The 26,037-nt window shown below is 46.8% G+C and carries 22 protein-coding genes and 1 other annotated feature; of the genes, 7 read left to right on the forward strand and 15 right to left on the reverse strand.

Going from position 1 to position 26,037, the window contains the following annotated elements:
- The 4 genes from pgk to JNUCC21_RS17915 form a co-directional block, all read right to left on the reverse strand.
- On the reverse strand, nt 1–1,185 hold the full coding sequence (pgk, locus tag JNUCC21_RS17900; RefSeq protein ID WP_059367771.1) for a phosphoglycerate kinase: 1,185 nt from the start codon (nt 1,183–1,185) through the stop codon (nt 1–3).
- 321 nt (nt 1,186–1,506) lie between these two features.
- Nucleotides 1,507–2,514, reverse strand: coding sequence for a type I glyceraldehyde-3-phosphate dehydrogenase (gene gap / locus JNUCC21_RS17905; RefSeq protein ID WP_003151611.1), 1,008 nt, complete (start codon nt 2,512–2,514; stop codon nt 1,507–1,509).
- A 33-nt stretch (nt 2,515–2,547) separates the two neighbouring features.
- A complete protein-coding gene (gene cggR, locus JNUCC21_RS17910; RefSeq protein WP_003151607.1) occupies nt 2,548–3,582 on the reverse strand; it encodes a gapA transcriptional regulator CggR in 1,035 nt (344 codons plus the stop codon).
- A gap of 264 nt (nt 3,583–3,846) precedes the next feature.
- The gene (locus tag JNUCC21_RS17915) at nt 3,847–5,241 is read right to left on the reverse strand and encodes a sugar porter family MFS transporter (RefSeq protein ID WP_003151605.1); all 1,395 of its coding nucleotides are present in this window, start codon (nt 5,239–5,241) and stop codon (nt 3,847–3,849) included.
- 256 nt (nt 5,242–5,497) lie between these two features.
- Here JNUCC21_RS17915 and JNUCC21_RS17920 point away from each other — a divergent pair, with 256 nt between their 5' ends.
- Entirely contained in the window at nt 5,498–6,586 is a 1,089-nt protein-coding gene (locus tag JNUCC21_RS17920) for a GntR family transcriptional regulator (RefSeq protein ID WP_150941433.1), read from the forward strand.
- Between the two features lie 36 nt (nt 6,587–6,622).
- On the opposite strand, the gene JNUCC21_RS17925 is transcribed toward JNUCC21_RS17920, so the two are convergent.
- Nucleotides 6,623–7,630: an LLM class flavin-dependent oxidoreductase gene (locus JNUCC21_RS17925; RefSeq protein ID WP_007613877.1), complete on the reverse strand. Its 1,008-nt coding sequence runs from the start codon at nt 7,628–7,630 to the stop codon at nt 6,623–6,625.
- Between the two features lie 275 nt (nt 7,631–7,905).
- Between JNUCC21_RS17925 and JNUCC21_RS17930 the strand changes: the two genes are divergently transcribed.
- Nucleotides 7,906–8,313 (forward strand): hypothetical protein, encoded by a 408-nt coding sequence (locus tag JNUCC21_RS17930; protein ID WP_150941434.1) that lies wholly within the window; start codon nt 7,906–7,908, stop codon nt 8,311–8,313.
- A gap of 33 nt (nt 8,314–8,346) precedes the next feature.
- Here JNUCC21_RS17930 and JNUCC21_RS17935 read toward each other — a convergent pair whose 3' ends face one another.
- Nucleotides 8,347–9,225 carry a LysR family transcriptional regulator gene (locus JNUCC21_RS17935; RefSeq protein ID WP_150941435.1) on the reverse strand — a complete coding sequence of 293 codons (879 nt, stop codon included), beginning with the start codon at nt 9,223–9,225 and terminating at the stop codon, nt 8,347–8,349.
- A gap of 97 nt (nt 9,226–9,322) precedes the next feature.
- Here JNUCC21_RS17935 and JNUCC21_RS17940 point away from each other — a divergent pair, with 97 nt between their 5' ends.
- Complete coding sequence (locus tag JNUCC21_RS17940) at nt 9,323–10,240, forward strand: DMT family transporter (protein ID WP_032876372.1); 918 nt, start codon at nt 9,323–9,325, stop codon at nt 10,238–10,240.
- A 34-nt stretch (nt 10,241–10,274) separates the two neighbouring features.
- Here JNUCC21_RS17940 and JNUCC21_RS17945 read toward each other — a convergent pair whose 3' ends face one another.
- Nucleotides 10,275–11,615: an amino acid permease gene (locus JNUCC21_RS17945; RefSeq protein WP_007407366.1), complete on the reverse strand. Its 1,341-nt coding sequence runs from the start codon at nt 11,613–11,615 to the stop codon at nt 10,275–10,277.
- A gap of 61 nt (nt 11,616–11,676) precedes the next feature.
- Nucleotides 11,677–11,916 (reverse strand) — a binding site (T-box leader).
- Nucleotides 11,917–12,546: 630 nt separating this feature from the next.
- Here JNUCC21_RS17945 and JNUCC21_RS17950 point away from each other — a divergent pair.
- A complete protein-coding gene (locus JNUCC21_RS17950; RefSeq protein WP_150941436.1) occupies nt 12,547–13,854 on the forward strand; it encodes an N-acetylglucosamine-6-phosphate deacetylase in 1,308 nt (435 codons plus the stop codon).
- Between the two features lie 29 nt (nt 13,855–13,883).
- Here JNUCC21_RS17950 and JNUCC21_RS17955 read toward each other — a convergent pair whose 3' ends face one another.
- The 3 genes from JNUCC21_RS17955 to JNUCC21_RS17965 form a co-directional block, all read right to left on the reverse strand.
- The gene (locus JNUCC21_RS17955) at nt 13,884–14,858 is read right to left on the reverse strand and encodes a LacI family DNA-binding transcriptional regulator (protein ID WP_007407368.1); all 975 of its coding nucleotides are present in this window, start codon (nt 14,856–14,858) and stop codon (nt 13,884–13,886) included.
- A gap of 68 nt (nt 14,859–14,926) precedes the next feature.
- Nucleotides 14,927–15,595 (reverse strand): YitT family protein, encoded by a 669-nt coding sequence (locus JNUCC21_RS17960; RefSeq protein WP_072589591.1) that lies wholly within the window; start codon nt 15,593–15,595, stop codon nt 14,927–14,929.
- Nucleotides 15,592–16,479, reverse strand: a complete 888-nt coding sequence (locus JNUCC21_RS17965) for a Cof-type HAD-IIB family hydrolase (protein ID WP_072589592.1) — start codon at nt 16,477–16,479, stop codon at nt 15,592–15,594. The genes JNUCC21_RS17960 and JNUCC21_RS17965 overlap by 4 nt, the downstream gene beginning before the upstream one ends.
- Before the next feature lie 502 nt (nt 16,480–16,981).
- On the opposite strand from JNUCC21_RS17965, the gene JNUCC21_RS17970 reads away from it, so the two are divergent.
- The 3 genes from JNUCC21_RS17970 (at nt 16,982) to JNUCC21_RS17980 (ending at nt 20,911) form a co-directional block, all read left to right on the forward strand.
- Complete coding sequence (locus JNUCC21_RS17970; protein WP_130571454.1) at nt 16,982–17,839, forward strand: MurR/RpiR family transcriptional regulator; 858 nt, start codon at nt 16,982–16,984, stop codon at nt 17,837–17,839.
- Between the two features lie 172 nt (nt 17,840–18,011).
- Nucleotides 18,012–19,556, forward strand: a complete 1,545-nt coding sequence (gntK, locus tag JNUCC21_RS17975) for a gluconokinase (RefSeq protein WP_032876357.1) — start codon at nt 18,012–18,014, stop codon at nt 19,554–19,556.
- A gap of 26 nt (nt 19,557–19,582) precedes the next feature.
- Nucleotides 19,583–20,911, forward strand: coding sequence for a GntP family permease (locus JNUCC21_RS17980; RefSeq protein ID WP_007407373.1), 1,329 nt, complete (start codon nt 19,583–19,585; stop codon nt 20,909–20,911).
- Nucleotides 20,912–20,946: 35 nt separating this feature from the next.
- Here the strand turns inward: JNUCC21_RS17980 and JNUCC21_RS17985 are convergent, their stop codons facing one another.
- The 5 genes from JNUCC21_RS17985 to JNUCC21_RS18005 form a co-directional block, all read right to left on the reverse strand.
- On the reverse strand, nt 20,947–21,669 hold the full coding sequence (locus JNUCC21_RS17985; protein ID WP_072589593.1) for a lactate utilization protein C: 723 nt from the start codon (nt 21,667–21,669) through the stop codon (nt 20,947–20,949).
- Nucleotides 21,669–23,099, reverse strand: a complete 1,431-nt coding sequence (locus JNUCC21_RS17990) for a LutB/LldF family L-lactate oxidation iron-sulfur protein (protein WP_369878384.1) — start codon at nt 23,097–23,099, stop codon at nt 21,669–21,671. Before JNUCC21_RS17990 ends, JNUCC21_RS17985 begins: the two co-directional genes overlap by 1 nt.
- 27 nt (nt 23,100–23,126) lie before the next feature.
- The gene (locus JNUCC21_RS17995; RefSeq protein ID WP_007613889.1) at nt 23,127–23,843 is read right to left on the reverse strand and encodes a (Fe-S)-binding protein; all 717 of its coding nucleotides are present in this window, start codon (nt 23,841–23,843) and stop codon (nt 23,127–23,129) included.
- A 181-nt stretch (nt 23,844–24,024) separates the two neighbouring features.
- A complete protein-coding gene (locus tag JNUCC21_RS18000) occupies nt 24,025–25,215 on the reverse strand; it encodes a PLP-dependent aminotransferase family protein (protein ID WP_369878385.1) in 1,191 nt (396 codons plus the stop codon).
- 30 nt (nt 25,216–25,245) lie between these two features.
- Nucleotides 25,246–25,965 (reverse strand): FadR/GntR family transcriptional regulator, encoded by a 720-nt coding sequence (locus JNUCC21_RS18005; RefSeq protein WP_017418877.1) that lies wholly within the window; start codon nt 25,963–25,965, stop codon nt 25,246–25,248.
- Between the last annotated feature and the right edge of the window lie 72 nt (nt 25,966–26,037).

Below are 26,037 nucleotides of genomic sequence, written 5' to 3' on the forward strand. Positions count from 1 at the left end.
TTATTTATCGTTCAGCGCAGCTACACCTGGAAGCTCTTTGCCTTCCATGAATTCAAGGGATGCGCCGCCGCCTGTTGAGATATGGCTCATTTTGTCAGCAAGGCCGAATTTTTCAACGGCTGCCGCAGAGTCTCCTCCGCCGATGACAGAGTATGTATCGTTTGCCTCTGCCAATGCTTCAGCCACTGCTTTTGTGCCTTGAGCGAACAAGTCGATTTCGAATACGCCCATCGGTCCGTTCCATACGACAAGTTTGCTGTTTTTGATAACTTCAGCGTACGTTTCGCGGGTTTTCGTTCCGATGTCGATCGCTTCTAAATCACTTGGGATCTCAGAGATCGGCACGATTTGGACGTTTGCATCGTTAGAGAAATCATCAGCAACGAGAACGTCTTCCGGCATATAGAATTTAACGCCTTTTTCTTTCGCGCGGTCCATGAATGATTTTGCAAGTTCGATTTTATCTTCTTCAAGAAGAGATTTACCGACTTCATAACCAAGCGCTTTTACGAATGTGTAAGCAAGACCTCCGCCGATGATCAGGTTGTCCACTTTATCAAGCAGACTTTCGATTACACCGATTTTGTCTTTTACTTTCGCGCCGCCGATGATTGCCGTAAACGGGCGCTCAGGATTTGTCACGGCTTTGCCGAGAACGTCAAGCTCTTTTTCCATCAGGAATCCTGCAACCGCCGGCAGATGCTCGGCAATTCCGGCTGTAGATGCGTGAGCACGGTGGGCAGCACCGAATGCGTCATTGACATATACATCCGCAAGCTCAGCAAATGCTTTAGCAAGCTCAGGATCGTTTTTCTCTTCACCAGCGTAGAAACGTACGTTTTCCAATACAAGAACGTCTCCGTCCTTCATATCAGAAATTTGTGCTTTTACAGCATCGCCGTAAGCTTCATCCGCTTTTTTCACTTCTTTGCCGAGCAGTTCGCCTAAGCGTGCAGCGACAGGAGTTAAACGAAGCTCCTCAACCACTTCGCCTTTCGGGCGGCCTAAGTGGCTCGCAAGAAGGACTTTCGCGCCTTGGTCTGCAAGGTGTTTGATTGTTGGAAGCGCAGCGCGGATACGAGTATCGTCTGTTACTTCCCCGTCTTTCATTGGAACGTTAAAGTCAACGCGGCAGAATACGACTTTGCCTTTTACGTCGATGTCTTTTACTGTTTTTTTATTCATGCCTTAGGAGATCCTCCTTCAAAATGGTTTGCATAGCACGAAAAACGTGAAACGTGAAACCGCCTCATGATGCTTCCGCCGCGGGGCAGATTGCAGCTTCCGGGCACGGGGCAGATCGTCTTCTGAGCCAGGGCAGGCGGCTCAGAAAACGAAAGTGCCGCGGAAACTTCAAAACGCGGACGTTCTGCAGCAATCCGGCGCTTTCTGAAAGCCGGTTCTCATGGAAAAAGGGAAAGGGAGTCCGTCCCCTTCCCTTGTCCGCTTTCATTATAGCGTTTCTGTCCGAAAGAACCAAGTCCGGCCCTTTCCGGGAGCTATGAATTAAAGACCTTGTTTTGCGATGTAAGCTGCAAGGTCAACAACGCGGTTAGAGTAGCCGCTTTCGTTATCGTACCAAGAGATTACTTTTACCATGCTGCCTTCCATAACCATTGTAGAAAGAGCATCGATTGTAGAAGAGTTAGCATTGCCGTTGTAGTCTCCGGATACTAATGGCTCTTCGCTGTAGCCAAGGATTCCTTTAAGATCGCCTTCAGCCGCTTCTTTAAGAGCTGCGTTTACGTCTTCAGCCGTTACGTCTTTGTTAAGTTCAGCAACTAGGTCAACAAGAGAAACGTTTGGAGTCGGCACACGCATAGCTCCGCCGTTCAGTTTGCCTTTCAGTTCAGGAAGAACAAGGGAAACTGCTTTAGCAGCACCAGTTGATGTAGGAATGATGTTTTCAGCTGCTGCACGCGCACGACGGTAGTCTTTGTGCGGAAGATCAAGAATTTGCTGATCGTTTGTGTAAGAGTGAACAGTTGTCATCATACCGCGTTTGATGCCGAATTTGTCGTTAAGTACTTTTGCAAACGGCGCAAGGCAGTTTGTTGTGCAAGATGCGTTAGAGATAACATGGTGGTTAGCCGCATCGTATTTGTCTTCGTTAACACCCATAACGATTGTGATATCTTCTTCGTTAGCAGGTGCAGAGATGATAACTTTTTTCGCGCCTGCTTCTAAGTGTTTCGCAGCGTCTGCGCGTTTTGTGAAGAAACCAGTAGATTCAACTACGATTTCAACGCCTTGTTTGCCCCAGCTGAGTTTCGCAGGATCGCGCTCAGCAGAAACTTCGATTGTTTTGCCGTTAACAACAAGGTTGCTGCCGTCAACTTTAACTTCTGCATCTAATTTTCCGTGTACGGAATCATATTGTAAAAGATGAGCAAGCATGTTAGCGTCTGTTAAATCGTTAACCGCTACTACCTCAACTTCAGGATTGTTTAATGCTGCGCGGAATACGTTACGTCCAATACGACCAAAACCGTTAATACCGACTTTTACTGCCATGATTATTTCCTCCTTTAAATAAGTGAGAGATATTTATATTGAGGGACTGTTATCCCTTAATAACTTCTTTGCGGCTCCTTCGTCCGTGACGAGAACCGTGTTTCGCTGCTTTTTAAAATAAGCTTCGATTGCTTCTGCTTTTGATGATCCGCCCGCTACCGCGATAATGTCGGGAATGGCATCGAGGTCATCAAGCTGCATTCCGACTGAATGCACCTTGTGAACGACTTCTCCGTCCGCATTAAAGTAATAGCCGAATGCCTCTGTCACCGCGTGATTGTCATCTATTTTCTTCAAATCTTCCAAAGGCGTGTTTCTTCGCTCCGCCATTGTTCTAGCTTCGCCGATTCCGTGAACGAGCATACTCGCTGATTTAATCGTGTGAAGCACCTCTTTTACGGAAGGTTCTTCAATAATAGATGAGTAGGCGCCTTGTGACAGCTGCCCGGGAACGAACAAAAGCCGGTAAGTGCCTGAAGCCTTTTCCGCCATATGCGCGCATATGGTGTTCGCCTGGTTTTTCACATCTTCGCCTAAACCGCCTCTTGCGGGCACAAACAGGAGCTCGCGGTTTTTTGAATCCGGCGTCATCATATCGGCGACGGCTTCAATTGTCGTACCGCCGGTTACAGCGACGATATTTTTGCCTGAAAATCTCTTTTTCATACATGCAACGGCCGCTCTCCCTAATTCTTTTTTGACCCAAGGAGATTGGTCGCTGTCACCGGAAACGATAATGGCGTCTTTCAGATTAAGCCGCTCTTTTAATGTCTTTTCCAAAAGCGTCAACCCTAAAACATCCTTCATCGTATCTTCCAGAATCGAAAGCAGTGAATAGCCCTCTTCCGTCATTGTCATGCCGTTTGTTTTAATATCGATGAGATTCTGTTCTTTCAAAAACTGAACCTCGCTTCTGAGAACGCGCTCGGTCAATCCGAGACTGGCTGCAAGACTTCTGCGGCCGATCGGTTCGGTAAGCCTGATATACTGCAAGATTTCAAATCTTTTCTGCATCACAAGCAAAAGATCAGGCAATAATTTTTTTTGAGCTTGTATTAACTGGTTCATGACTCAAACGTTCCTTCCTATTCATACTGGACAGAAAATGTCCCGCTATGACAAAAAACGTCCCATCATAGCCAAAAAAAATTATGTCTGCTTTCTTTAATTATTTTAACAGGATGACATTGTTAATTCAACTGTTAAAGGTCAATTCCTCGACATTCTTCGCAGGATTTTCCAGTATCTCCTTGATACAGTCATTATATACAGAAACGGAATGAAGGTGACAGACAAAAGCCCGCCGGAGCGGACTTTTGTCGTAAAACGCTTTCATTTTATCCAGAGTTTTTCTATTTCTTCTAATGATTTATTTTTCGTCTCAGGGCAGATCGTCACGACAAACAAGAAACAGAGAATATTAATGACGGCGAATATCCAGAAGGTGTACGCGAGCCCTAACCCGCTGATCATCATCGGCACGAACTGGCCGATCGCCCAGTTGGCCCCCCATAAGAATATCGTCGCAATACCGGCGGCGCGTGCGCGGAGGTGGTTCGGAAAGATCTCCGAAATCATGATCCATGTAATCGGCCCGACCGATACGCAGAAAGCGGCGACGAATCCCAATATGATGACGACTAAAGCCGGACCGCTCGCCAGCTGAAAATAAAAGGATGCCCCGATTAAGATCATGAACAGCGCCATAAAGGCAGATCCGACCCCCATCAGCTTTTTCCGGCCTACCTTATCGACTAAAAGAACCGCGATAATGGTGAAAATCACTTCGACGACACCGACGATGCATGTCGTGATAAACCCCGCATTCTGTCCGAAGCCCATCATTTTGAAAATTTCCGGCCCGTAATACGTAATTGCGTTCATGCCGATGACCTGATTGAATAAAGCCAGCAGAATCCCGATCACAAGCGCTTTTCTCAGCCCCGGCTTAAACAGCTGAGACAATGACCCCATTTTTTCTAATTGTAAAGACGTTTCGATTTGTTTGATTTCTTCTTTCGCGGTCTGCTCGCCGTTAATGCGCGTCAGCACGGCGAGGGCTTCATTTCGGCGCCCTGCTTTCGCAAGCCAGCGCGGACTTTCCGGCACGATAAGCAGCACGATAAAAAAGATGACGGACGGAATCATGCCGTAAGCGAGCATCCACCGCCAGCCGGTGTGCACTCCCCATTCATATGAGCCGGATTGCTGGACGGCGAGGTTAATAAAATAAGTGCCGGAAATCCCTAATATCGTAAACAGCTGATACAGGGAAGACAGACTGCCGCGTATGGCCGGCGGAGCCGCTTCGGTAATATACGTGACAGAAAGCGAGGAGCCCATGCCGATTCCCAGACCGCCGATGACTCTGGCGATCACTAAGGAAGACACACTTTGAGAAAGCGCAGAGACAACCGCTGACACCGCAAACAACAGCGCCGCTGCCATCAAAATCTTTCTCCGTCCGAAACGGTCACTCAAAAATCCGGAAATCCCGACGCCGAAAACACCGCCGATCATAATGCTTGAAATCACGAGCCCTTCCATAAAAGGACTTAAGCGGTACAAATCTTTCAGGAAACCGATAGCGCCGGAAATCACCGCCGTGTCATAACCGTACAAAAGCCCTCCCAGTCCGGCCGCGCATGAGATGAGAATGACAAACCACTTGGAATGCTGCCGAGTGACAGGTACATTTGAGCCAATTGGTGCCGGGTGATTCTTCATGAATTTTACCCTCCCGCGAATAATAGAATAAAAACGCTTACAAAACAAAGTGCGGCGCTTGATGATGCTTTGTTTTCTTCAGAACCGCCACATTTGTACGTACTTATGAAGAATTTTATCTAAAAATGAGGAAAATTAGTACGTACAAATAAAGAATAAGCAGTTTTTCATAATCTGTCAATTATTTTTACAGCTTGATGAAAGGGCTTACTATGTTATACTGGAATTTGTCCGTATACATTTTGGAGGAATTGATATGCTACCGAAATATGCTCAAGTAAAAGAAGAAATTTGTTCATGGCTGAATCAAGGAAAAATACAGCCGGACGAAAAGCTGCCTACGGAAAATGAGCTGATGCAGCAGTTCGGCGTCAGCCGCCATACCATCAGAAAGGCGATCGGAGATTTGGTCTCGCAAGGGCTGCTGTACAGCGTTCAGGGCGGGGGCACCTTTGTCACTTCACGCACGGCGAAATCAGCCATGCATTCAAACAAAACGATCGGCGTCATTACAACGTACATATCAGACTATATTTTTCCGAGCATCATCAGGGGAATTGAATCTTATTTAAGCGAACAGGGCTATTCCATGCTGCTGACGAGCACCAACAACAATACAGAAAGTGAACGGCGCGGTCTTGAAAACCTGCTGTCCAAAAATATAGACGGGCTGATTGTCGAGCCTACGAAAAGCGCGCTGCAGACGCCCAACATCGGCTACTATCTCAATCTGGAGAAAAACGGCATTCCGTTTGCCATGATTAACGCCTCTTATGCGGAGCTGGCCGCACCAAGCTTTTCCGTCAATGATGTCAAAGGCGGCATGATGGCTTGCGAATACGTCATGTCCCTCGGCCACACGCACATTATGGGAATCTTTAAAGCGGATGACACGCAGGGCGTCAAACGGATGAACGGCTATCTGCAGGCGCATCGGGAGCGCGGGATTTTCCCGTCTCCGGACATGATCGTCACCTACACAACTGAAGAAAAAGAAACCGTGCTTCTCCAAAAAATTAAGCATACCCTTGAGCAAAACAGCGAATCACACCCGACGGCCATTCTTTGCTACAATGACGAAATTGCGCTGAAGACGATTAATCTTCTCAGGGAATTCGGGTTAAAGGTGCCTGATGACGTATCGGTCATGGGCTATGACGATTCACATTTCGCCCAGATTTCCGAGGTGAAGCTCACCTCTGTCAAGCATCCGAAATCCATTATGGGGAAAGCGGCGGCAAAATACGTCATCGACTGCTTAGAGCATAAAAAACCGAAGAAGGATGACGTCGTGTATGAACCGGAACTCGTCATCCGGAATTCAGTCAAGCGGATCGGCGAATAAAAAAAGCAATGTGCGCGGCACATTGCTTTTTTTTGCTCAGCTGTTTTTTAATTCGGCGATGATTTCAAATGATCTCATTCTGTCAGCATGCTCAAAGCTTTCTGAATTCACCATGATTTCATCCGCCTGTGTTGTCCGGATGAAGCTTTCCAGCTTTTCCTTCACACGCTCCGGTCCGCCGACGATCGTTGAGCTGAGCTGTTCATTGACCATCGCTTTTTCATACGGCGACCAGATTTGATCCATGTCTTCAACAGGAGGCTTCAGCTGGTTCGGCGTGCCGCGGACGAGGTCTAAAAATCTTTGATAATGCGATGTTGCCAGATGCTCCGCCTTTTCGTCCGTATCGGCGGCAATGACGGTGACGCCGACCATCGCGTACGGTTGATCCAGTACGTCTGATGGACGGAAGGAGCTGCGGTACAGCTCAAGGGCGGGCACGGTGTTTTTCGGTGAAAAGTGAGCCGCAAAGGCGAACGGAAGCCCGAGCTCTCCCGCAAGACGCGCGCTGAAGCCGCTTGAGCCCAAAAGCCAGATCGGCACGTCCAGCCCTTCGCCCGGAATGGCGCGGACTTGATTGCGCACATTGCCGGACGGTTTGAAGTAATTTCTCAATTCTTCAAGCTGCTCCGGAAAATCTTCCCCGCTGTTTATGTTTCTTCGTAAGGCTCTCGCCGTTAATTGGTCGGTCCCCGGCGCGCGTCCGAGCCCCAGGTCAATCCGCCCCGGATACAACGTTTCAAGGGTTCCGAATTGCTCCGCGATCACAAGTGAAGAATGATTCGGCAGCATAATACCCCCAGAACCGACGCGGATTTTTTTCGTGCCTCCGGCGATGTGGCCGATCAGCACCGCCGTTGCCGAGCTGGCAACTCCTTCTATATTATGATGCTCCGCAAGCCAATAGCGGTTATAGCCCCACTCCTCGGCGCGGCGCGCTAAATCCATGCTGTTGCGGAACGATTCAGCAACCGTTCCCCCCTGTACGACCGGCGATAAATTCAATACGGAAAACGCAGTATCTTTCAATGTATGTTCAGCCATCGTTTTCTCCTTTGCGGTTTAGTGTAAGCAGATCTTAAACAAGGTCTCTACCACACACCTTACCACAGCTTTTCCCGTGAGTTAAACAATTTGATTCGATGATCTTCGAACAATCAGTCAGCGGTCGTCACTAGTGAACTCTTTATGAATGAATCTATTACATTCAGATATGATGAGCTTTTCATCCTATAAAAGTGAAAATCTATCGTTGAAAGAACAGACCCAATAATGTTAAGATATGTATGATATTGAATAGGAAGGAAGTCATAGTCTATATGCGTAAAAAAATCTTAATGGCACTCACAACAGCTTTACTGGCAGCAATCTTCTTTACAGGAAACACCGATAAGGCATATGCCGCAGACTTTTACTCCGGCACTCAGCAGCATTTAAATGTAAGCGGATTTACCGATGCCTCCTACTACACGAAAAAAGCGAAAAGTGTCGATTTTACTCTCAGTACAGCGTATCCGTCAGATCGAACTTTTAAAGGAAACCTATACTTACAGCGAAAGTCCGGAAAGAAATGGACGACTTGTAAAAAAACAACCTTTTCTTTCTCAGTATGGGTGACTAAGTCATTCTCTTTAAAAGGATGCAAGACAGGCTATTATCGTGTCAAAGCTACGTTCAGCGGTTCAAAACTTGTCAATACGACAAACTCTTTTAAAATTAACCGATAAGATTCAGGGCCCTAAGATGATTAGGGTCTTTTTTTATTCGTTCTTTGTGAGTTCCTGTGCGATTTGAATAAAAAGTTTTGCCGCCAATGAAGCCTCCTTTACGGACGGAACGGCAAGCAGAACATCTCGGTACACCGCCTGATTGAGTTCTCTTGTCACGACATTTTCCGGCAGCGATATTCCCGACATAGACATTTGTGATAATATCGCAATTCCCAGCCCCTCTTTGATCATGCTGATGGACGTATTGACGTTGTAAACAGTGAATGCGGCAGTCAGCACAGATCCCGCCTCCTTAAACATATCAATAAACGGTGATTCGTATCCTCCGTCACAGATAATCATCGGCTGGCGGTCAAGATCTAACAGAGTGATTGACTCACAGCCGCAAAGCGGATGATCATTTCTAAGCACGACGGCCATTTTATCTTTTTTCAGCGGCAGATATTCCATGTCTTCCGTAGGAAAAAGAGTGATACCCACATCTATTACCCGGGAGCGGAGCCATTCCTTTACTTCGTTAACCGTTCCTTCATGAAGCACCAGCTCAAGCTTCGGATACCGTTTTTTAAACACGCTGATCAGCTTTGGAATGAAATAAGCGGAAGCGGCCGGAAATGTGCCGATGTGAATCGTTCCCTGTTCAAGCCCTCTTTCCGCGGCCGCCAGCTGCTCGGCTTTTTCTATGCCTTTGAGCACCTCTCTGATATGGACGAGAATTTTTCCGCCCGTGTCCGTGAGCCTTACGCCGTTGCGGCGCTCGCGGATGATCAGCTTGATGCCGAGCTCTGACTCAAGCGCAGAAATGGCATGGCTGACAGCGGGCTGCGTCATATTCAGCGCCTGCCCCGCTTTTGTAAAGCTTCCCGTTTCAGCGATTTGAACAAAAACCCGCAGTTGTGTAATCGTCATAACGTTTTACTTATGCTCCTTATAAAAAAGATTCATTTTATTTATCTTACTGATTACCGTATCATATGATGGAATTGTTCTACAAGGAGTGAACGACGTGAAACAGCTTTCGAAAATACAGACGGCTCTTATGCTGGCGTTTCTAGTCACGGTATGGGGAATTAACTGGCCGCTGACAAAGGCCGCGCTTGCCTATTCGCCGCCTCTTCTGTTTGCCGGAATCCGCACTCTGATCGGCGGACTTCTATTATTAATGGTGGCGCTGCCCCGTTTTAAAAAGCTGCGTTTTAAAGAAACGTGGCCGATCTATCTTATTTCTGCCATTTTAAATATTACTTTATTTTACGGCCTGCAAACGGTCGGCTTGAATTACCTGCCTGCCGGCTTATTTTCAGCCATCGTGTTTTTCCAGCCGGTGTTAATGGGCGTTTTTTCTTGGCTGTGGCTCGGGGAATCGATGTATCCTTTAAAAATAGCCGGTCTTATTCTGGGCTTTGCCGGTGTCGCCGTCATCAGCGCAGCCGGTTTCGGAGGCCATATTTCCATCGCCGGCATTCTTTTGGCCTTAGGCTCCGCGGTCAGCTGGGCGCTCGGCACGGTATATGTGAAAAGAACGGGCGGACGCGCGGACTCTATCTGGATGGTCGCTCTGCAGCTTCTGATCGGCGGCGTGCTGCTTGTCAGCTCCGGCCATTTTTCAGAAAGCTTTTCAGCGATTCAATGGAAAGCTCCGTTCATTCTCAGCCTTCTGTTCATTTCAGTTTTTGTTATCGCGCTCGGCTGGCTCGCCTTTTTTACGCTTGTCGGTTCAGGGGAAGCAAGCAAGGTTGCCTCTTACACCTTCCTGATCCCGCTCATATCCATTACCGTCAGCTCGATATTCTTGCATGAGCCGCTGACCGTCAGCCTTTTAGCCGGACTGCTTCTGATCGTCACAAGCATTTGTTTTGTGAATATAACACCAAAGAAACTGAAAACACCTGCTCTGGCCGCAGAAAAAAAGGCCGTTCATTAAAAAAACTCTTGCCGCGGGGCAAGAGTTTTTTTATTTATTGACGTCTCCCTTTCACGAGATACGCAGCCGTAATGAGGAGATAGATGGCCGCAGTGATGCATGTGATGACGATGGATGTCGTCGCAATTACGCCGATCAGGATGGCCAAAAGCGCAAGCACCGCAAACCATGTCGTGTACGGGAACCATTTGACGTAATAAGCCGGCTGTTCTGTTGAATGTTTTCTTGATTTCAAATGGGCGAATCCGATAATCAGCCAGATGAACAGCACGGTATAGCCGAGGGAACCCATCAAATAATTAAACGTCTGGCTTCCTGCGAATAAAGAAATCAGGACGCCTACATATAAAAATGACGTACAAGTCAGAATCGCATAGACGGGAACCTTTTTCTTCGACAGTTTTGAAAAGATTTTCGGCAGCCGGCCGTCAGAAGCCTGCGTAAACAAGACACGGGATGATCCGTACAGTCCCGAGTTCATAGACGAGATAATCGCAAGAAGAATGACGGCATTCATAATATGGTCGGCACCCGGAATTCCGATCATCTTAAATACTATGACAAACGGGCTTTCGGGAACGCTGTTAACTTGATTCCAAGGAATCAGGCTGACGATGATGAAAAACGGCAGCAAGTAAAAAGCGACAATCCGCGTTAACGTGCTTCGGACAGCTTTCGGGATCACCTTTTCGGGGTTTTTTGTCTCCGCCAGCGTGACGCCGATGATTTCCGTTCCGCCGTATGAGTAGATCACGACGAGCATCGCCGTAATGACACCCCCCGCTCCATGCGGGAAAAACCCTCCGTGATCCGTTAAATGAGACAGCCCCGGCGCCGTGTGATTGCCGAATGAGAAAAATAATAGCAGAATCCCGCATAAAATAAAGATGACAATCACTGTAATTTTAATGAGCGCGAGCCAGTACTCCGTCTCGGCAAACAGTTTCACAGAAAGCATGTTTACGACCGTCACCACAATGGAAATGATCAAAGCCAATATCCATATCGGACATTCCGGCAGCCAATATTGAATGAAAATGGCGGCTACGACCGCCTCAGCAGCAATATTGAGCACCCACATTTTCCAATAGATCCAGTCTAAAAAGTATGCAGCGTACGACCCGAGAGACTGCTGAACCAAATCACGGAACGTCCTTGCATGTTTGTTTCTGACTGCCATTTCGGCCAGCCCCTGCATAATAAACAGCAGAATGATTCCGCCGAGGAGGTAGGCCAGCAGCACGGACGGCCCCGCTTCATCAATCGCCGTGCTGCTGCCTTTAAAGAGCCCGGCCCCGATTGCGCCTCCAAGCGCCATCATCATAATGTGTCTGGACGACATCGTCCGTTTTAACGTTTGCTTGTCCTTTTCCATCTATCACACGCCCTCTCGCAAAAAGTGTTCATCACATAAAAAAGCACGCCGCCTCTTTGGGAAAAGAGACGGCGTGCCTCAGGCAGCCGCGGTACCACTCTTGTTGATCCCGAATATCCGGAATCCAGCTTAAAAACCTTTTAACGAAGGTCAGCCGTTAGGACATAGGGAATATTTCGACAATTCCGTTCCGCCCTGCCACTTCCGGGCGAGTTCAAAGAACAATCAGTCCGCGTTGCACCAACCCGCGGCTCTCTTTTTCTGACTGGATTCTTTTACTGCTCCCGTTCACAGTGTTTTATGTTAAATGAATCTCTTGAGTTTTTATTTTCTGAATATAGTAACATAATATACAGTCTTCTATTTTCAAAGTCAATACTAATTTTTTCCGCTGGTTTTCTTATCACCTATTTAAGACATTTTGACTGACCATGTTTATATTCATATGCGGGGTGAGCCGGCCCCTAATATAGCGTAATCAGCACTTTATATATATTGTTCAAACAAAAATTCCGACGAAAGGTTTTACTCTTATGCTGGTATCCCAGCTTAGTAACTGTACACATTTCATTTCTAATCGTTCAACTCCAATGACTCCGCAAGGTTCTATACCCGGAAGTCATATTCCATTTATTAAAGCTATTGACATGAAACCAATTCCATAAATTAAACTCGTGGAGAACACTATTTGGCGTAACACGAAACTGTATAGAAACATTAGTGGCGTTACAGCTAGTGTTTTTGAGTTTTTAAAGGAGATTTTCAGGATACAAATAACAATAACGAGAAAATCAGGTGTAGAAAGATGAATGATACACCTATTTTTTTACAAAAATGATAATAAAGGGTTGATATGGTACGGGTTTCACACTTTAAGATGATGATGTGTCTTCACTGAATACTAAATAAATATTTCCAGGAGGAGTTTCCTATGCAGTCCAGCACATCATTTAACAGCCCAGCTTACCTTGAAACAAATGGAGTAATGAAAATCGCTGATATAACCTATAGTAATAACGAATGGCTGAACTTCGACATTGGAGGAGAAGGAATTTTTAAGAAATCAGGTTCTTATTTAGTTCCATCTCTTCCAGTAGAATTTCATTGTCATGGAATCGGTCACTATGATTTTAGCAATTTAGATCAATTAGATATTGAAAAGATCAATACACTAGCTGAAATAGAAGGGATTTTCTGTGTACCCTCTATTTTTCTTCCTCATAATCAATTAGATCAATTTGCAGCCTTTATGAAAGAGTTCCATACACAAAAGAGAAAGGGACGTTACCGTAATATTTTAGGTATTTCACTAGAAGAACCATTATTGGCCAGCTTTGCAGGCACACCGGAAAAAGGGAATTGGGCACCCTTAAAAGAAGAATGGGAAAAGATCGCTTCTTGCGGAGAATACGGTCTTATTTATACTGTACTGTCCCCAGATGCTATGACTGAAAACTCCTATCTAAAGAAATATATGACAGAAGAACATCCGAGTTTAGAATGGATTGTGGATACACTTGTGGAGGCTGGAGTAAAACCGGCGCTGGGTCACTTCCAAAAAGCATACCCGGAGGAAACCTCTGAACTTATAATGAAAGTTATAGATACAGCGCAAAAACGCAGCAATTACACTGGATCAGATGCCGTTTTAACAGATCATTTGTTTAATGATATGCCAAACAATTTTAAACACACCTGGAGAACACCCCAAGAAAGAGTACATAGATTAGAGGGGTTAAAAGATGCTCGGTTAGATAAATGGAACATAGATAATATCAACACACTTGTCGGAGAAGTTCCCGGTACTTTGATGAGAGCCGCGAAAGAAGGTTTACTAACCATTTGTATGAATTTTGATAGTGAACATGTAGACTTAGAAGTTGCACGACGGGTTGTAGAACTTGTTGGCTCTAAGGGTATTATAGCAATGACAGATCGCATTGACACAGATTCCATGTGCGGCCAATCACTGGAGAAAATTGAAGGGAATAATCTGTGGTATCAAGGGAAAGGGTATGTAGCAGCAGGGTCTTACACAATTGATCGGCTTATGCATAATATTCGTGCTATAGGTTTTAATGAGAAAGTTGTATGGAATATGACATCATTTGTACCATTAAAAGCTTGTCATTTCCTAAATGAACTTGAAAACCTATCCATGAAGCCCTTCAGTTTTATAGATGAAACGAAAAAAAGAGCTCATTTCAAAGCGCCTGCCCCAGAGCTGGTTCTGCGCTAAGCAAAAAAGACCACCATAAAGTGGTCTTTTTAAGTTGACTTTCTTTTCATAAGTTTTAGGTTCAACTTATTTATATTGGGGACATCTTTGTTATTCATTAAGTTATATAATAAATTTGCTGCTGTTTGTCCCAACTCTTTAATAGGTTGATGTATCGTTGAAAGTTCTATTACCTTAGATATCGGCTGATTATCAAATCCTATAACCGCCAGTTCTTCAGGTATTCGTATTCCCTGTCTTTTCGCTTCATAAATGATCCCCGCCGCAACATAATCACTTCCTACAACCATTGCCGCAGGACGAGGTGACTTATTTAGCAATAATTTTGCTATTTCTATACCATTCTCAATAGTGTACTGTTCCTCAAAGTACCAATTATCACTCCATTTCAATCCGTATTCATTTTGAAAGTGAAAAAATGATTTTTTTCTGCTTATGCCAACACCGCTCTTAGGATTTCCTATACACAGACCAATGGATTGATGTCCTTGATTTCGCAGATGATCAATTGCCATTTTGATTCCTGACTCATGATTAATAAATATATGTGCAACCTGTTTGCTTGCAGAAGCTTCACAGGAAACAATATTGCCAAACCCAGATATCTCGTCGAGTACGTGAGGGGGGCTTACACAGGATCCCAAAATAAGACCGTCAATAAGTTTGTATTTCAGTCTGTTAAAAAACTCCATTTCTTGTTCAGGATCGTTATTTGATTGGTGCACAAGCAAACTGTAATTATGTTTATTACACTCTTCGCCTATTCCGGCAATCAGTTTACTGAAAAACGGATGGTTGATTTTAGGAACAATGACTCCGAATACATTTGTCTTCCCCCTGGATAGGTTAATCGCGTTGAAATTCGGTACATAATTTAATTCCTTCATAGCTTTTAACACAGCGTCCCGCTTCTCAGGTTTTACATAAGGATGATTATTGAGAACTCTGGAAACTGTTGTCCGAGAAACGTTCGCTTTCTTTGCTATCTCTGTAATGTTTGTCATTACTGTTACTCCTTCTTAGACAGCGTTATCAGGATTTTACACTGAACAACACAAGGGAAAATAAGCATTTAATGAATTGTTTTATCATGGCCTGCATGAATATGTGCGCCTTCCTGTCCCACACTATAAATAGAACGGGGCTTCCCCATCTTGTGTAATAGTTTGTCAAATAAACCTACTAATATCCCCAGACATAGCAGCACAATGATGGTTCCTATCCCAATCGGCCCCTGAAGAATGATTGCAAGCACAAAAGCTAAAGCTTCCCCTATCGTCTTTGTAATATTAATACCCCAACCTGTGCGTTCAGTAATAGCCAACATTAATTCATCATTCGGTATCGAAGGAAAAGATGCTCTTAAATAAATAGCGATTCCCATAGCCAATATACACAACCCTATCAAAAATAAACTCCATTGAAGAATTACAGCATCTGTTTTTAAGAACGAAAGAACCTTTAAGTTTAAAAGGTCAACAAAACTTCCAATAATAAAAATCGGAATAAAACCGGCTAGATTAGGAAACCGCATTTTTATGAGGCTGTTTATAAAGATAAGGATTCCTCCGACAATGAAGACCCATGACCCGATTGTAAGGCCAATGAGTTCTGATAAAGCCACGTTCAGAGCATCCCAGGGGGCAATCCCGGTATTAGATTTAATCATACATACAACCCCTACGGATAAAATAAACAATCCGACAATATAGATTAAACATCTTTTCACAAAATGGCTCATGGCTGTATACTCCGCGGTTTAGGGTCTACTTCTTTCGTCAGAATGTAATGATCAAAAGCATAAGATACACCACACTCATCATTCGATAACGTTTTAAAAGCAGCCAATTGAATAAGCTTCTTATCTGCATTCCCCATGGCTATCCCTATTCCTGCTGCATGAAACATAGGCAGATCATTTAAATTATCACCTATTGCGATTGCATTCTGCGCATCCGTTCCATAATGTTCACAAAGTTTATTTAATGACGCTCCTTTATCTACTCCTGCACTTGTGATTTCAAGATTGAATGCTCCTGAACTCGTTACGGCACACTCCTTCAGTTGTCCAAAATATTCTTTAGCTTTTTTTAATTTTCTTTGGTTTGGCGAAACGATCATACATTTTATGACATACCGATAATCGATAGGGTCAATTGTACCCGGTATTTCCTCTAACCCGTATTGATGGATTTGAGCTTTAATAGAATTCCAAAATACTTCTTGATTAAAATGAGGTTCTTCCATTACTGTATTGTAAAGTTCTTTTTCAAGCTGCTGAATTCCTTGATTTGATACAGCAATTTTGTCAGATAAGTAAAGCTGATAATAGATTTCCTCTTTATTTAACCATGTGATGATAGGTTGGATTACATCTGAATCCATAAAATGTTCGAATATTACCTGATTTCCCACATCAATTTGAGCGCCGTTTGAAGCAATGATCGGAAAATCCAAATCATATTTATTGATGATGTGTTTTGCATCAAATAAAGCTCTCCCTGTAGCGATTGTTACAAGATGACCTTGTTTTTGTCCAAGCTTTAAAGCTCTTACATCTTGTTCTTGGATAGTTAAGTTCTCTGATAACAGCGTGCCATCTAAGTCAATTGCAATTACTTTCATGTGAATTTCCTCCTCAGAGTTTAAAAATCATTGAAAGTATAATGTATGGTACGCGTTTCAGAGCAATTAGATTATTATATCAATTTGAAGTTTTTCTCCAGAAGCTGATTAGACCTGTGCTTCTCAAGTGTTCTCCTGCTTAGTGATCGTTCTCTTTTGATCAATCCAGTTAATAAAGAACTGACTGCTTTTGGCGGAACACTAATTTGAAGAAATTCATCTGGAATTTCAAGCGCCGGCAACTCACTAGAAACTGGACTGTAACAGGGCGGCTTACCATCATGAGTTTGACTTATGGCCGGCGACTTGGGCACCGGCACTTTTCAGAGAACGATCACTTTTTGTAAAAATCGGATGTATGAAGTGTCATTGAGGCGATGTCCCCGATATACTTTTCTCTTTTCTTTCATTTGCGGTAAAGAAAACAAAACCTGATTCCCTTATGACAGAACTTGCTTTATCATAAAAGTATGCGTTTACATTCGAGTAGGGAGGTTATAGCATGACCCCTGTGAATTCAAGCAGCATCGGGAAGATTCAGGCGGCCAGCAAAGGTTTGTCGCCAAAATTGAGAGCGATTGCAGACCATATCGTGAAGGAACCGAAAGACGTGATTCACCTTTCCATCATTCAGCTGGCGGAAAAAACGAAAAGCTCTGAAGCGACGATTTTCAGGCTGTGCAAACGGCTCGGTTTTTCCGGCTATCAGGATTTAAAAATCGCGCTTGCTCAGGAGATCGTTCAGGAGCCGGTGCAGCACATTCATGAAGAAATGAGCCCCGACGACGATATCGAAGTCATCATCCAGAAAGTTTTCCGCACAAACATTTCCGGGCTGACCGATACCTTTCAATTATTAGATCCGGCCGACGTTGAAAAAGCGGTAGAAATGATCCACCGCGCAGACAGAATCGAATTTTACGGAAACGGCGGTTCCGGGCTGATCGCCACAGACGCGTATCACAAATTTATGCGTACGGGTATAAATTGCATCGCGCACACGGATTCTCACTTTCAGGCGATGTCAGCGGGTCTTCTCGGTCCCGATAGCGCAGTCATCGGCATTTCTCATTCTGGAAGCAACAAGGACGTGCTCGACGCGGTGAAAACGGCCAAATCGCTCGGCGCCGGCACGATCGGCATTACAAGCTACCAAAAGTCGCCGCTCACCCAGATTTCCGACGTGGTGCTGTATACGTCAACAAGGGAGACGGCTTTCAGAACGGAAGCAATGTCCGCAAGGCTTGCCCAGCTTTCGGTCATTGATACACTGTATTTCGCCACGGCCCGGCTGCGGCAGGAGAAAACGCTCGCCAACTTGCAGCAAATCAGAAAAATGATCGCGCACAAACGTTTGTAATATTTATTTTTCAAAAGAGAGAATGCCGATACAGCGGGAATTGAGACAATTTTATGAAAAAATTTTTCTTCTTCATCGTTGATTTATAAAAAAATTATTCCTATAATTGACTTTGTAAGGGCATACATTATCAATCTATCTTATTATTCAATCAGATTAGGCGGGATATATTATGAAGGAAACCCAAGCTGTTATCGGTCTGGATATCGGCACGACCAGTACGAAAGCCGTTCTGTTCGGACCAAGAGGCAAAGTGTTAGCCAAGCATTCGGTTCACTATGATTTAATACAGCCAAAGCCGGCATGGGCCGAGCAGGATCCTGAGCACATTTTGGAAGCGGTTATCGGAAGCATCAGGGACGCCGTCACAAAGGCCGGACTGAGCCCTGACAATCTGCTTGCAATCGGCATCAGCACCGCCATGCACTCATTGATAGCTGTCGATCAAAACGGCGGACTGCTGACCAAAAGCATCATTTGGGCGGACAACCGCAGCGCCGAGCAATCAAAACGGATTTTAAAAGAGATGAACGGTTTTGATATTTATAAAAGAACGGGTACGCCGATTCACCCGATGTCTCCGCTTTCCAAAATTGTGTGGATGAAAGAACAGGACAAGGAGACATTCGCGAAAACCGCCAAATTCATCAGTATTAAAGAATATATTCTGCACGAGTTTTTCGGAACTTATGTCGTCGATTATTCGATCGCTTCGGCAACGGGGCTGTTCCGTTTAGATACGCTTTCCTGGGATGAAGAAGCGCTCCGGATTGCCGGAATCCGGGAAGATCAGCTGTCGGACATCGTGCCGACCACTCATCAGCTGCGCGGCCTTGCGCCGGAAATCGCTGCACGGATGGGCATTCATGCGGATACACCGTTTATTATCGGCGCAAATGACGGCGTGCTCGCCAACCTTGGAGTCGGCGCGATCGGCAAAGGCGAAGTGGCCGTTACGATCGGAACAAGCGGAGCCGTGCGTTCGGTGACGGATGCGCCGATTACGGATGAAAAAGCGCGGACATTCTGTTACGCGCTGACTGACAAGCATTGGGTCATCGGAGGCCCGACGAATAACGGAGGCATTATGCTGCGCTGGCTTCGAGACGAATTCGCTTCTCCGGAAGTCGAAACGGCGAAGCGGCTCGGCATTGATCCGTACGATTTAATGATTGATATCGCTGATAAAGTGCCCGCAGGCTCTGAGGGATTGCTGTTTCTGCCGTTTTTATCAGGGGAGCGCGCGCCGTTTTGGAATCCGAATGCCCGCGGAACGTTTTTCGGCATCAGCCTCCGCCATAAACGGGAACATTTTATCAGAGCGGTGCTGGAAGGCGTCATCATGAGCGTCTTTTCAATCGGTGTCGCACTGAGAGATTTGGCGGGCCCTGCAAAAGACGTGCGGGCTTCGGGAGGATTTGCGAGATCGCCGCTTTGGAGGCAGATTTTGTCCGATACGATGGGACGGGAAGTCCTCGTTCCGGAAAGTTACGAAGCCTCGGCGCTCGGAGCGGCCGTCCTCGCTTTGCACAGCCTTGGCGAAATGGAACGGATCGAGGATGTTCAGGACTGGATCAGAATTTCTCACCGCCATGAACCGAACGTCAAAAACAGCGAAACATATATTGAGCTGTTTTACTTATACGAGCGGCTGTATGACAAGCTCAAAGATGAATTTGACGTCATCAGTGAATTTCAGCTCAAACAAAGCCGTTAATTCTTCTTTGAAAGGGTGAAAAGGTCATGTTACTGTTTATTGTCATTGCCGCTATTATCGTTTTACTCTTATTGATTACGGTCGCTAAATTAAATCCGTTTATCAGTCTGCTGATTACATCCATCCTTGTCGGTTTCGCAACGGGCATGAATCTGCCGGACATTATCGCTTCGATGAAAACCGGGCTCGGCAATACGCTGTCACTGCTTGCGATCGTGCTGGCCCTCGGTACGATGCTCGGAAAAATGATGGCTGAATCAGGCGGTGCGGAGCGGATCGCCCACACCCTGATCGGCCGCTTCGGCAAAAAGAAAGTGCATTGGGCGATGATGGCCGTCGCTTTTATCGTCGGCATCCCGGTCTTTTTCCAGGTCGGCTTCGTCCTGCTTGTGCCGCTTTTGTTTACGATTGCGATTGAAACCGGGGTTTCATTAGTGACGATCGGGATTCCGCTCCTTGCGGGACTTTCCGTCGTGCACGGATTGGTTCCGCCCCACCCGGCGGCGATGGCGGCTGTCGGCATTTATCACGCCAATGTCGGAAAAACGATTTTGTTTTCTTTAATCGTCGGCATTCCGACTGCCATCATCGCAGGGCCGCTTTACGGAAAATGGATTGGTAAGCGCATTCACAAACCTGTTCCCGAACTGTTGAAAAAACAATTTATTGAACGGAATGAAAAACGCAAGCTTCCGGGATTCGCAAATACATTGTTTACGATATTGGTACCGGTGATCCTGATGCTTATGGCAACGCTTGCCGAAATTGCGCTTCCGGAAAAAAGCACGCTCTATGAAACTTTTAAATTTATCGGCGACCCTGTCACGGCGCTTTTGATCGCAACGGTTTACTCCTTTTTCAGCCTTGGTTTTTATCAGGGCTTTGACAGAGAAAGCATTTTAAAATTCAGCAATGACTGTCTGGGACCGATTGCTTCCATTCTGCTTGTGATCGGAGCCGGCGGCGCTTTTAACAACGTCCTGATTGATTCAGGCGTCGGCACGTATATCGCTGACATGGCGAAGCATTCAAGCTTCTCTCCCGTTCTTTTAAGCTGGACGATCGCGGCGGTCATCCGTGTCGCCACAGGTTCAGCGACTGTCGCCATGATGACGGCGGCCGGCATTGTTGCACCGATTGCATCTGTCATGCCGGGCGTCAGCAGTGAGCTTCTCGTATTGGCAACGGGAGCGGGCTCTTTGATTCTGTCACATGTCAATGACTCCGGTTTCTGGCTCATTAAAGAGTATTTCGGAATGACGGTCAAAGAAACATTCCTGACATGGACGGCGATGGAAACGATTATTTCTGTCAGTGCGATCTGTTTTATCATGATCATTAACGCGTTTATATAAAAACAAACCCCGGCCGCAAACCGGGGTTTGTTTTTTTATCGGTCATTCACGAGGATATAAGCGGCTTTAACGGGTCCGTGGACGCCGACAACCAAATCCATTTCGATATCGGCCGAGTTGCTCGGTCCAGTAATATAGTTGATGCAGGAAGGAACGGTGACGCCGTCTCTGATCTGCTGTTTCAGTATATCGCTGGCCTGTGTCATTCTCGGCACAATGGAAGATTTCGGGATGATTGCGATATAGGTGGTCGGAAGCAGGCTGACGGAACGGCCGGCATGCTCTGACGCATACAAAACGACGGTGGCTGATTCCGCAAGCGTGATCTCGCTGAATGTGATGCCCACATTCGCTTGTTCCGCTTTTTCAATACTTTTCGCTCCTTGTTCCGCGTCCCATTCCCAAACGGGAATCCCTTCATCCGGCCACTCTTCTGTCATAAGGGTCTGCAAGCCGTACGTTTCAAACCGGCTGTCCTTCGGAATGATGACAGGCCCTCCTTCAAAGCGGTTCACCTGCGTGCGCAAAGCGTCGTAAAGCCCGGCTGCATCCGTTTCGATCAGTTCGGTATGAATGTTGACGCAGTGGTCTTTCAGCATCGTGACAAGATCGTCTTCCGTACAGCCCGCATGCGTTTGATATTGAGGCTGATACTTCCATTCAGGCAGGGACACGCCTGATTTCCTGCGCTCTCTGCCCAGACGTTCGGCGATCCGGTTTAAAAAGGATTCCTGATGTGTAACCGTCCCTTTCATCATCATTCTTCCCCCTTTTGTTTTTCCCGGTCTTTAAACCAATCTCTGAATCTCGATTTATGCGGCGCCGGGAAGTCCCGTATTGCCGTCCATTCTTTTAACGGCCCCGGCCCTTTTGATATTTTGTCATCTTCCGTAAACGGCGTCATGGCGGCAGGCGCCCATTTCGATCCCATTTTATAAAGGGACGGGGATGACGAGCCGAGCCCGAAGGCTTTCATCGCCAGTTTTTCGCTGATCGGCGCTTTGCCCTCTTTTTCCACGATGTTCTGCCGATGCTTGAGCAGCAGCTCGTGCAGCGGAATTTTAACGGGACACGCTTCCGTACAGGCCGCGCATAAGGAAGATGCGTACGGGAGCTCCTTGTATTCGTCATATCCGCCGAGAAGAGGCGATAAGACGGCGCCGATCGGACCCGAATAGATGGACCCGTACGAGTGTCCGCCGACATGCCGGTACACGGGACAGACGTTGATGCAGGCGGCGCAGCGGATACATTGCAGCACCGATTGGAATTCCGTGCCGAGTATGCGGGAACGCCCGTTGTCCACAACCACGAGGTGGAATTCCTCAGGCCCGTCAGCTTCTCCTTGCTGACGAGGTCCCGTCAGCGCCGTAATGTAACTTGTAAGCCGCTGGCCGACGGCGCTTCTCGTCAGCATGCTGACAAGCACTTCAAACTCAGAAAATGACGGAACGATCCGCTCCATTCCCATCACGGTGATCTGCGTCTTCGGCAGCGCGGACACAAGGCGGCCGTTTCCTTCGTTCGTCACGAGACTGACCGATCCGGTATCCGCGATTGCAAAGTTGCAGCCTGTAATGCCGACATCCGCTTCGAGAAATTTTTTCCGGAGAACGCTGCGCGCGTGCATGACGAGCTCTTCCGGTTTTTCCGTCTGCTTGTATTCGAGTCTCTCTTTAAACACGTCACGGATCTGCTCTTTGTTTTTGTGAAGAGCGGGAGCAACGATATGTGACGGCGGATCGTGATCGTCAATCTGGAGAATATATTCGCCGAGATCCGTTTCTGTGACTTCACAGCCCTCTTTCTCAAGCACTTCGTTCATATTGATTTCTTCTGTCACCATGGATTTGGATTTTACGATTTTTTTGGCGTTTTTCTGCCGGATGACATCGCGGATATAGGAGGACGCTTCTTCCGCCGTTTCGGCGAAAAAGACGTGTCCGCCTCTGTTGGCGACATTTTCGGCGAGCTGTTCCAAATAGAAATCAAGATTGTCCAGCACATGCTGTCTGATTTCTTCCGCATGGGAACGCCAATCCTCCCAGTTTCCCAATTCTTCGGCCGCCTGAAGCCTTCTTGTCCTGAGCCGTTCCTGCGCTCCGGAGACGGCTCCTCTCATAAACTCATTATCTATTCCTTCTGATACCCGCTCTTTAAAAGCGGCGGTACCGATTTTCATCGCCATGATTTTCCCCCCTTGTTGTTTCTCGTGTTATCTGCTGTTCAGCACTTCGGCGATGTGCATGACTCTGACGTTTTTATCCTTACGGTCAAGACGCCCGCCGATATTCATCAGACAGCCGCAATCCGCCCCGATCAGCACTTCGGCCTCCGTGTCTTCCACGCAGGCGACCTTCTCATCCACCATTTGTTCAGAGATTTGAGCCATTTTCACAGAAAATGTTCCTCCGAATCCGCAGCATTGGTGCTTTCCGGGAAGCGCGGTCAGCTCGAGCCCCTTGACATGGCGCAAAAGCTTCATCGGCTCCTCCGACACGCCGAGCAGCCTCGTCATGTGGCACGATGTATGGACTGTCGCTTTTTTATGCAGCACCGCCCCGACATCCTCCACCCCGAGAACGTTGACGATAAAATCTGTTAACTCATATGTTTTGTCCGCAAGCTGCTGCGCTTTTGCCGCCCACTTCGGATCGTCCTGAAACAGATGCGGATATTCACGGAACATCGTCGTACAGGAACCTGACGGACTGACGACGTACTCCGCTTCTTCAAATGCGGCAATCATCCGCTTCATCGCTTTTTTCGCATCCGTCACATACCCGCTGTTGTATGCGGGCTGCCCGCAGCAAATCTGCCCCTCGGGAAAATCCACCTCACACCCGAGCCGTTCCAGCACCTCAACCGTCGCCTTTCCGACATTGGTCTGGAACATATCCACAAGGCACGTGACAAATAATGAGACTTTCATGATGAACCCCTCTTTCATCCTCAATATGTGATCCGGTCATCTGATGACCTGTTTTTGGGAAAGCTCTATGAATATCCTACACTATTCTGAATATGGATTGGAAGGTTTTTCTGAAAAATCCTTTCGTCCGATGCGCTGAAGGGGACAAAAAAAGAGAAGCCCGAAAGCTCCTCAAGCTGCTCTACATCCCGTTTTCAAGCAGGCGTCCCAGTTTTTGCACACCCTCTTTTATCGCGGCTTTACCGGTATAACTGAACGACAGGCGAAGATATTCGGCACCGTCTTCCTGATGCAGAAAAAAATATTTACCGGGTACATAGGAAACGCCGTGAGAAAGAGCCCTCGCCAGCATTGCGGATGTATCCGCCCCCGGCGCTTTCACCCATACAAAGTAACCGCCTTCCGGCACGTGCCAGGATGCGGATTCCGGAAGATATCGCGCTGATGCGGCGAGCAAAACGTCACGTTTGCTTTGATATGCTTCCCGCAAGGCGGCGAGCCGTTTTTCAACATTCGTTTGTTCCAGATAGACGGCAGTCACCGCTTGGGAAAACGGGTGGCCTAAGTCTTTTTTTAACCATGACAATGCCGTGATGAATGCGGCGTCCCCTGCAATCCAGCCGATCCTCATACCCGGGGCGATGACTTTTGATAATGAACCGGCGTACAGCACCCGGCCGTTTTGATCCATGGCTTTCAAGGGCGGCGGAATATCGGTGAATCCGAGCTCGCCGTATGCATCATCCTCCAAGATGAGAAAATCATACGTTTCGGCAAGCTGAAGCAGGCGGGTTCTCCGCTTCGCTGACATTACGGTTCCCGCAGGATTCTGAAAAGCGGGTATCGTGTAGAGAAGACGGGGAAGCAGAAGCCCTTTTCGTTTTCTTTCCTCAAGCATGAACGCTAATGTTTCTGTTTGCAGGCCCTCTTGATCTGTCGGAATGCTCATGATATGCGGTGTGTAATTTTTAAAAATCTCGAGCGCTTCCATGTAGACCGGAGCTTCAACGGCAGCGGCGGTTTGTTCATCGAGGAAAACCCGTGCAGCCAGATCTATCGCCTGACAGGCGCCTGACGTCACGAGCAGCTCATCGTCCCGACAGTGAATGCCGCGGATGGCTACCCGTTCTTGAATCTGCTTTTTTAAAACGGCCGTCCTCGGGCTTCCCATATAATGCAGCGGCAGATCGCGCTCCTCATCCAGAAGGCGGGCGGCGGCTTCTTTCAGCTCCTTATCAGGAACGAGTGCGGGATCGGGATAGCCGGAATGCAGGGGGATGCACGCTTTCGGAACTGCCGGCATCCATTCCCCGGGAGGATCGTTTGTCAGAGCTTTCTTTACATGGTCAGAAAAAAAAGATTCGGCCTGCATGTGATGTTATCCCCTTTCACAAGTCAGCTTCTATACATTTTCTTCAAAATAAGCCCCCAGCACTTCTTCCACATTCGTCAGGTGCGCGGTCATCGCGGCTTCCGCTTCATCCGCGTCTCCGGCGGCGACGGCGCTGTAAATGCGTTCATGCTCTTCATACAATCGCTGCACGCTCGTTCGTTTAGAAAACAGCCAAATTTTTCTCGTTTCTCTCATCGTTTCCAAAAGAAGCGCGGAGACATGATTCATGAGATGCTTGAGCAGCCCGTTTTGTGATGCTTCCGCCAGCGCCATGTGAAAGGAGAAATCTGCTTTTTCGCCCAATTCTTCGTCTCCGTCAATGTCTTTCATCTCCAGGAGAGCTTGGCGGATTTTTTGTAAATCGTCTTCCGTGCGTTTTTCAGCGGCCATGGCGGCGACGCCGAGTTCAAGCAGCTTTCTGACTTCGAGCAGCTGTTTGACGTCCTCTTTTTTCATCAAGAGGGCGGAAGAAAGCGGCTGGGAAACATGAGACGGCTCAAATTCTCTTATGTATGTGCCTTCTCCCTGCTTCATGTCGACGAGCCCCATCGCTTTCAAAGCCGACAGCGCTTCTCTGACCGCCGAGCGGCTGACCTGAAAACTCTCAGAAAGCGCCTGAACGGAATCAAGCTTTTCACCCGGCTTAAGCTCGCCCGCTTTTATCTTCTCCAGCAATGCGTCAGCGACTTCCTCGTAGATTTTTTTCGTTTTAATTTGTTTATATTTCAACGCGATCACCCCGTCACTTGTGAATCTTGATGTTTATCGTCTATTATACTTCTTTTTTCGCACCGCCGACAG

The organism is Bacillus sp. JNUCC-21, assembly GCF_041222765.1.
Taxonomy (GTDB): Bacteria; Bacillota; Bacilli; order Bacillales; family Bacillaceae; genus Bacillus; species Bacillus velezensis.

Coding starts and splice junctions, on each gene's coding strand:
- pgk (WP_059367771.1), bottom strand. CDS start 1,185: ATGAATAAAAAAACAGTAAAAGACATCGACGTAAAAGGCAAAGTCGTA.
- gap (WP_003151611.1), bottom strand. CDS start 2,514: ATGGCAGTAAAAGTCGGTATTAACGGTTTTGGTCGTATTGGACGTAAC.
- cggR (WP_003151607.1), bottom strand. CDS start 3,582: ATGAACCAGTTAATACAAGCTCAAAAAAAATTATTGCCTGATCTTTTG.
- JNUCC21_RS17915 (WP_003151605.1), bottom strand. CDS start 5,241: ATGAAGAATCACCCGGCACCAATTGGCTCAAATGTACCTGTCACTCGG.
- JNUCC21_RS17920 (WP_150941433.1), top strand. CDS start 5,498: ATGCTACCGAAATATGCTCAAGTAAAAGAAGAAATTTGTTCATGGCTG.
- JNUCC21_RS17925 (WP_007613877.1), bottom strand. CDS start 7,630: ATGGCTGAACATACATTGAAAGATACTGCGTTTTCCGTATTGAATTTA.
- JNUCC21_RS17930 (WP_150941434.1), top strand. CDS start 7,906: ATGCGTAAAAAAATCTTAATGGCACTCACAACAGCTTTACTGGCAGCA.
- JNUCC21_RS17935 (WP_150941435.1), bottom strand. CDS start 9,225: ATGACGATTACACAACTGCGGGTTTTTGTTCAAATCGCTGAAACGGGA.
- JNUCC21_RS17945 (WP_007407366.1), bottom strand. CDS start 11,615: ATGGAAAAGGACAAGCAAACGTTAAAACGGACGATGTCGTCCAGACAC.
- JNUCC21_RS17950 (WP_150941436.1), top strand. CDS start 12,547: ATGCAGTCCAGCACATCATTTAACAGCCCAGCTTACCTTGAAACAAAT.
- JNUCC21_RS17955 (WP_007407368.1), bottom strand. CDS start 14,858: ATGACAAACATTACAGAGATAGCAAAGAAAGCGAACGTTTCTCGGACA.
- JNUCC21_RS17960 (WP_072589591.1), bottom strand. CDS start 15,595: ATGAGCCATTTTGTGAAAAGATGTTTAATCTATATTGTCGGATTGTTT.
- JNUCC21_RS17965 (WP_072589592.1), bottom strand. CDS start 16,479: ATGAAAGTAATTGCAATTGACTTAGATGGCACGCTGTTATCAGAGAAC.
- JNUCC21_RS17970 (WP_130571454.1), top strand. CDS start 16,982: ATGACCCCTGTGAATTCAAGCAGCATCGGGAAGATTCAGGCGGCCAGC.
- gntK (WP_032876357.1), top strand. CDS start 18,012: ATGAAGGAAACCCAAGCTGTTATCGGTCTGGATATCGGCACGACCAGT.
- JNUCC21_RS17980 (WP_007407373.1), top strand. CDS start 19,583: ATGTTACTGTTTATTGTCATTGCCGCTATTATCGTTTTACTCTTATTG.
- JNUCC21_RS17985 (WP_072589593.1), bottom strand. CDS start 21,669: ATGATGAAAGGGACGGTTACACATCAGGAATCCTTTTTAAACCGGATC.
- JNUCC21_RS17990 (WP_369878384.1), bottom strand. CDS start 23,099: ATGGCGATGAAAATCGGTACCGCCGCTTTTAAAGAGCGGGTATCAGAA.
- JNUCC21_RS17995 (WP_007613889.1), bottom strand. CDS start 23,843: ATGAAAGTCTCATTATTTGTCACGTGCCTTGTGGATATGTTCCAGACC.
- JNUCC21_RS18000 (WP_369878385.1), bottom strand. CDS start 25,215: ATGCAGGCCGAATCTTTTTTTTCTGACCATGTAAAGAAAGCTCTGACA.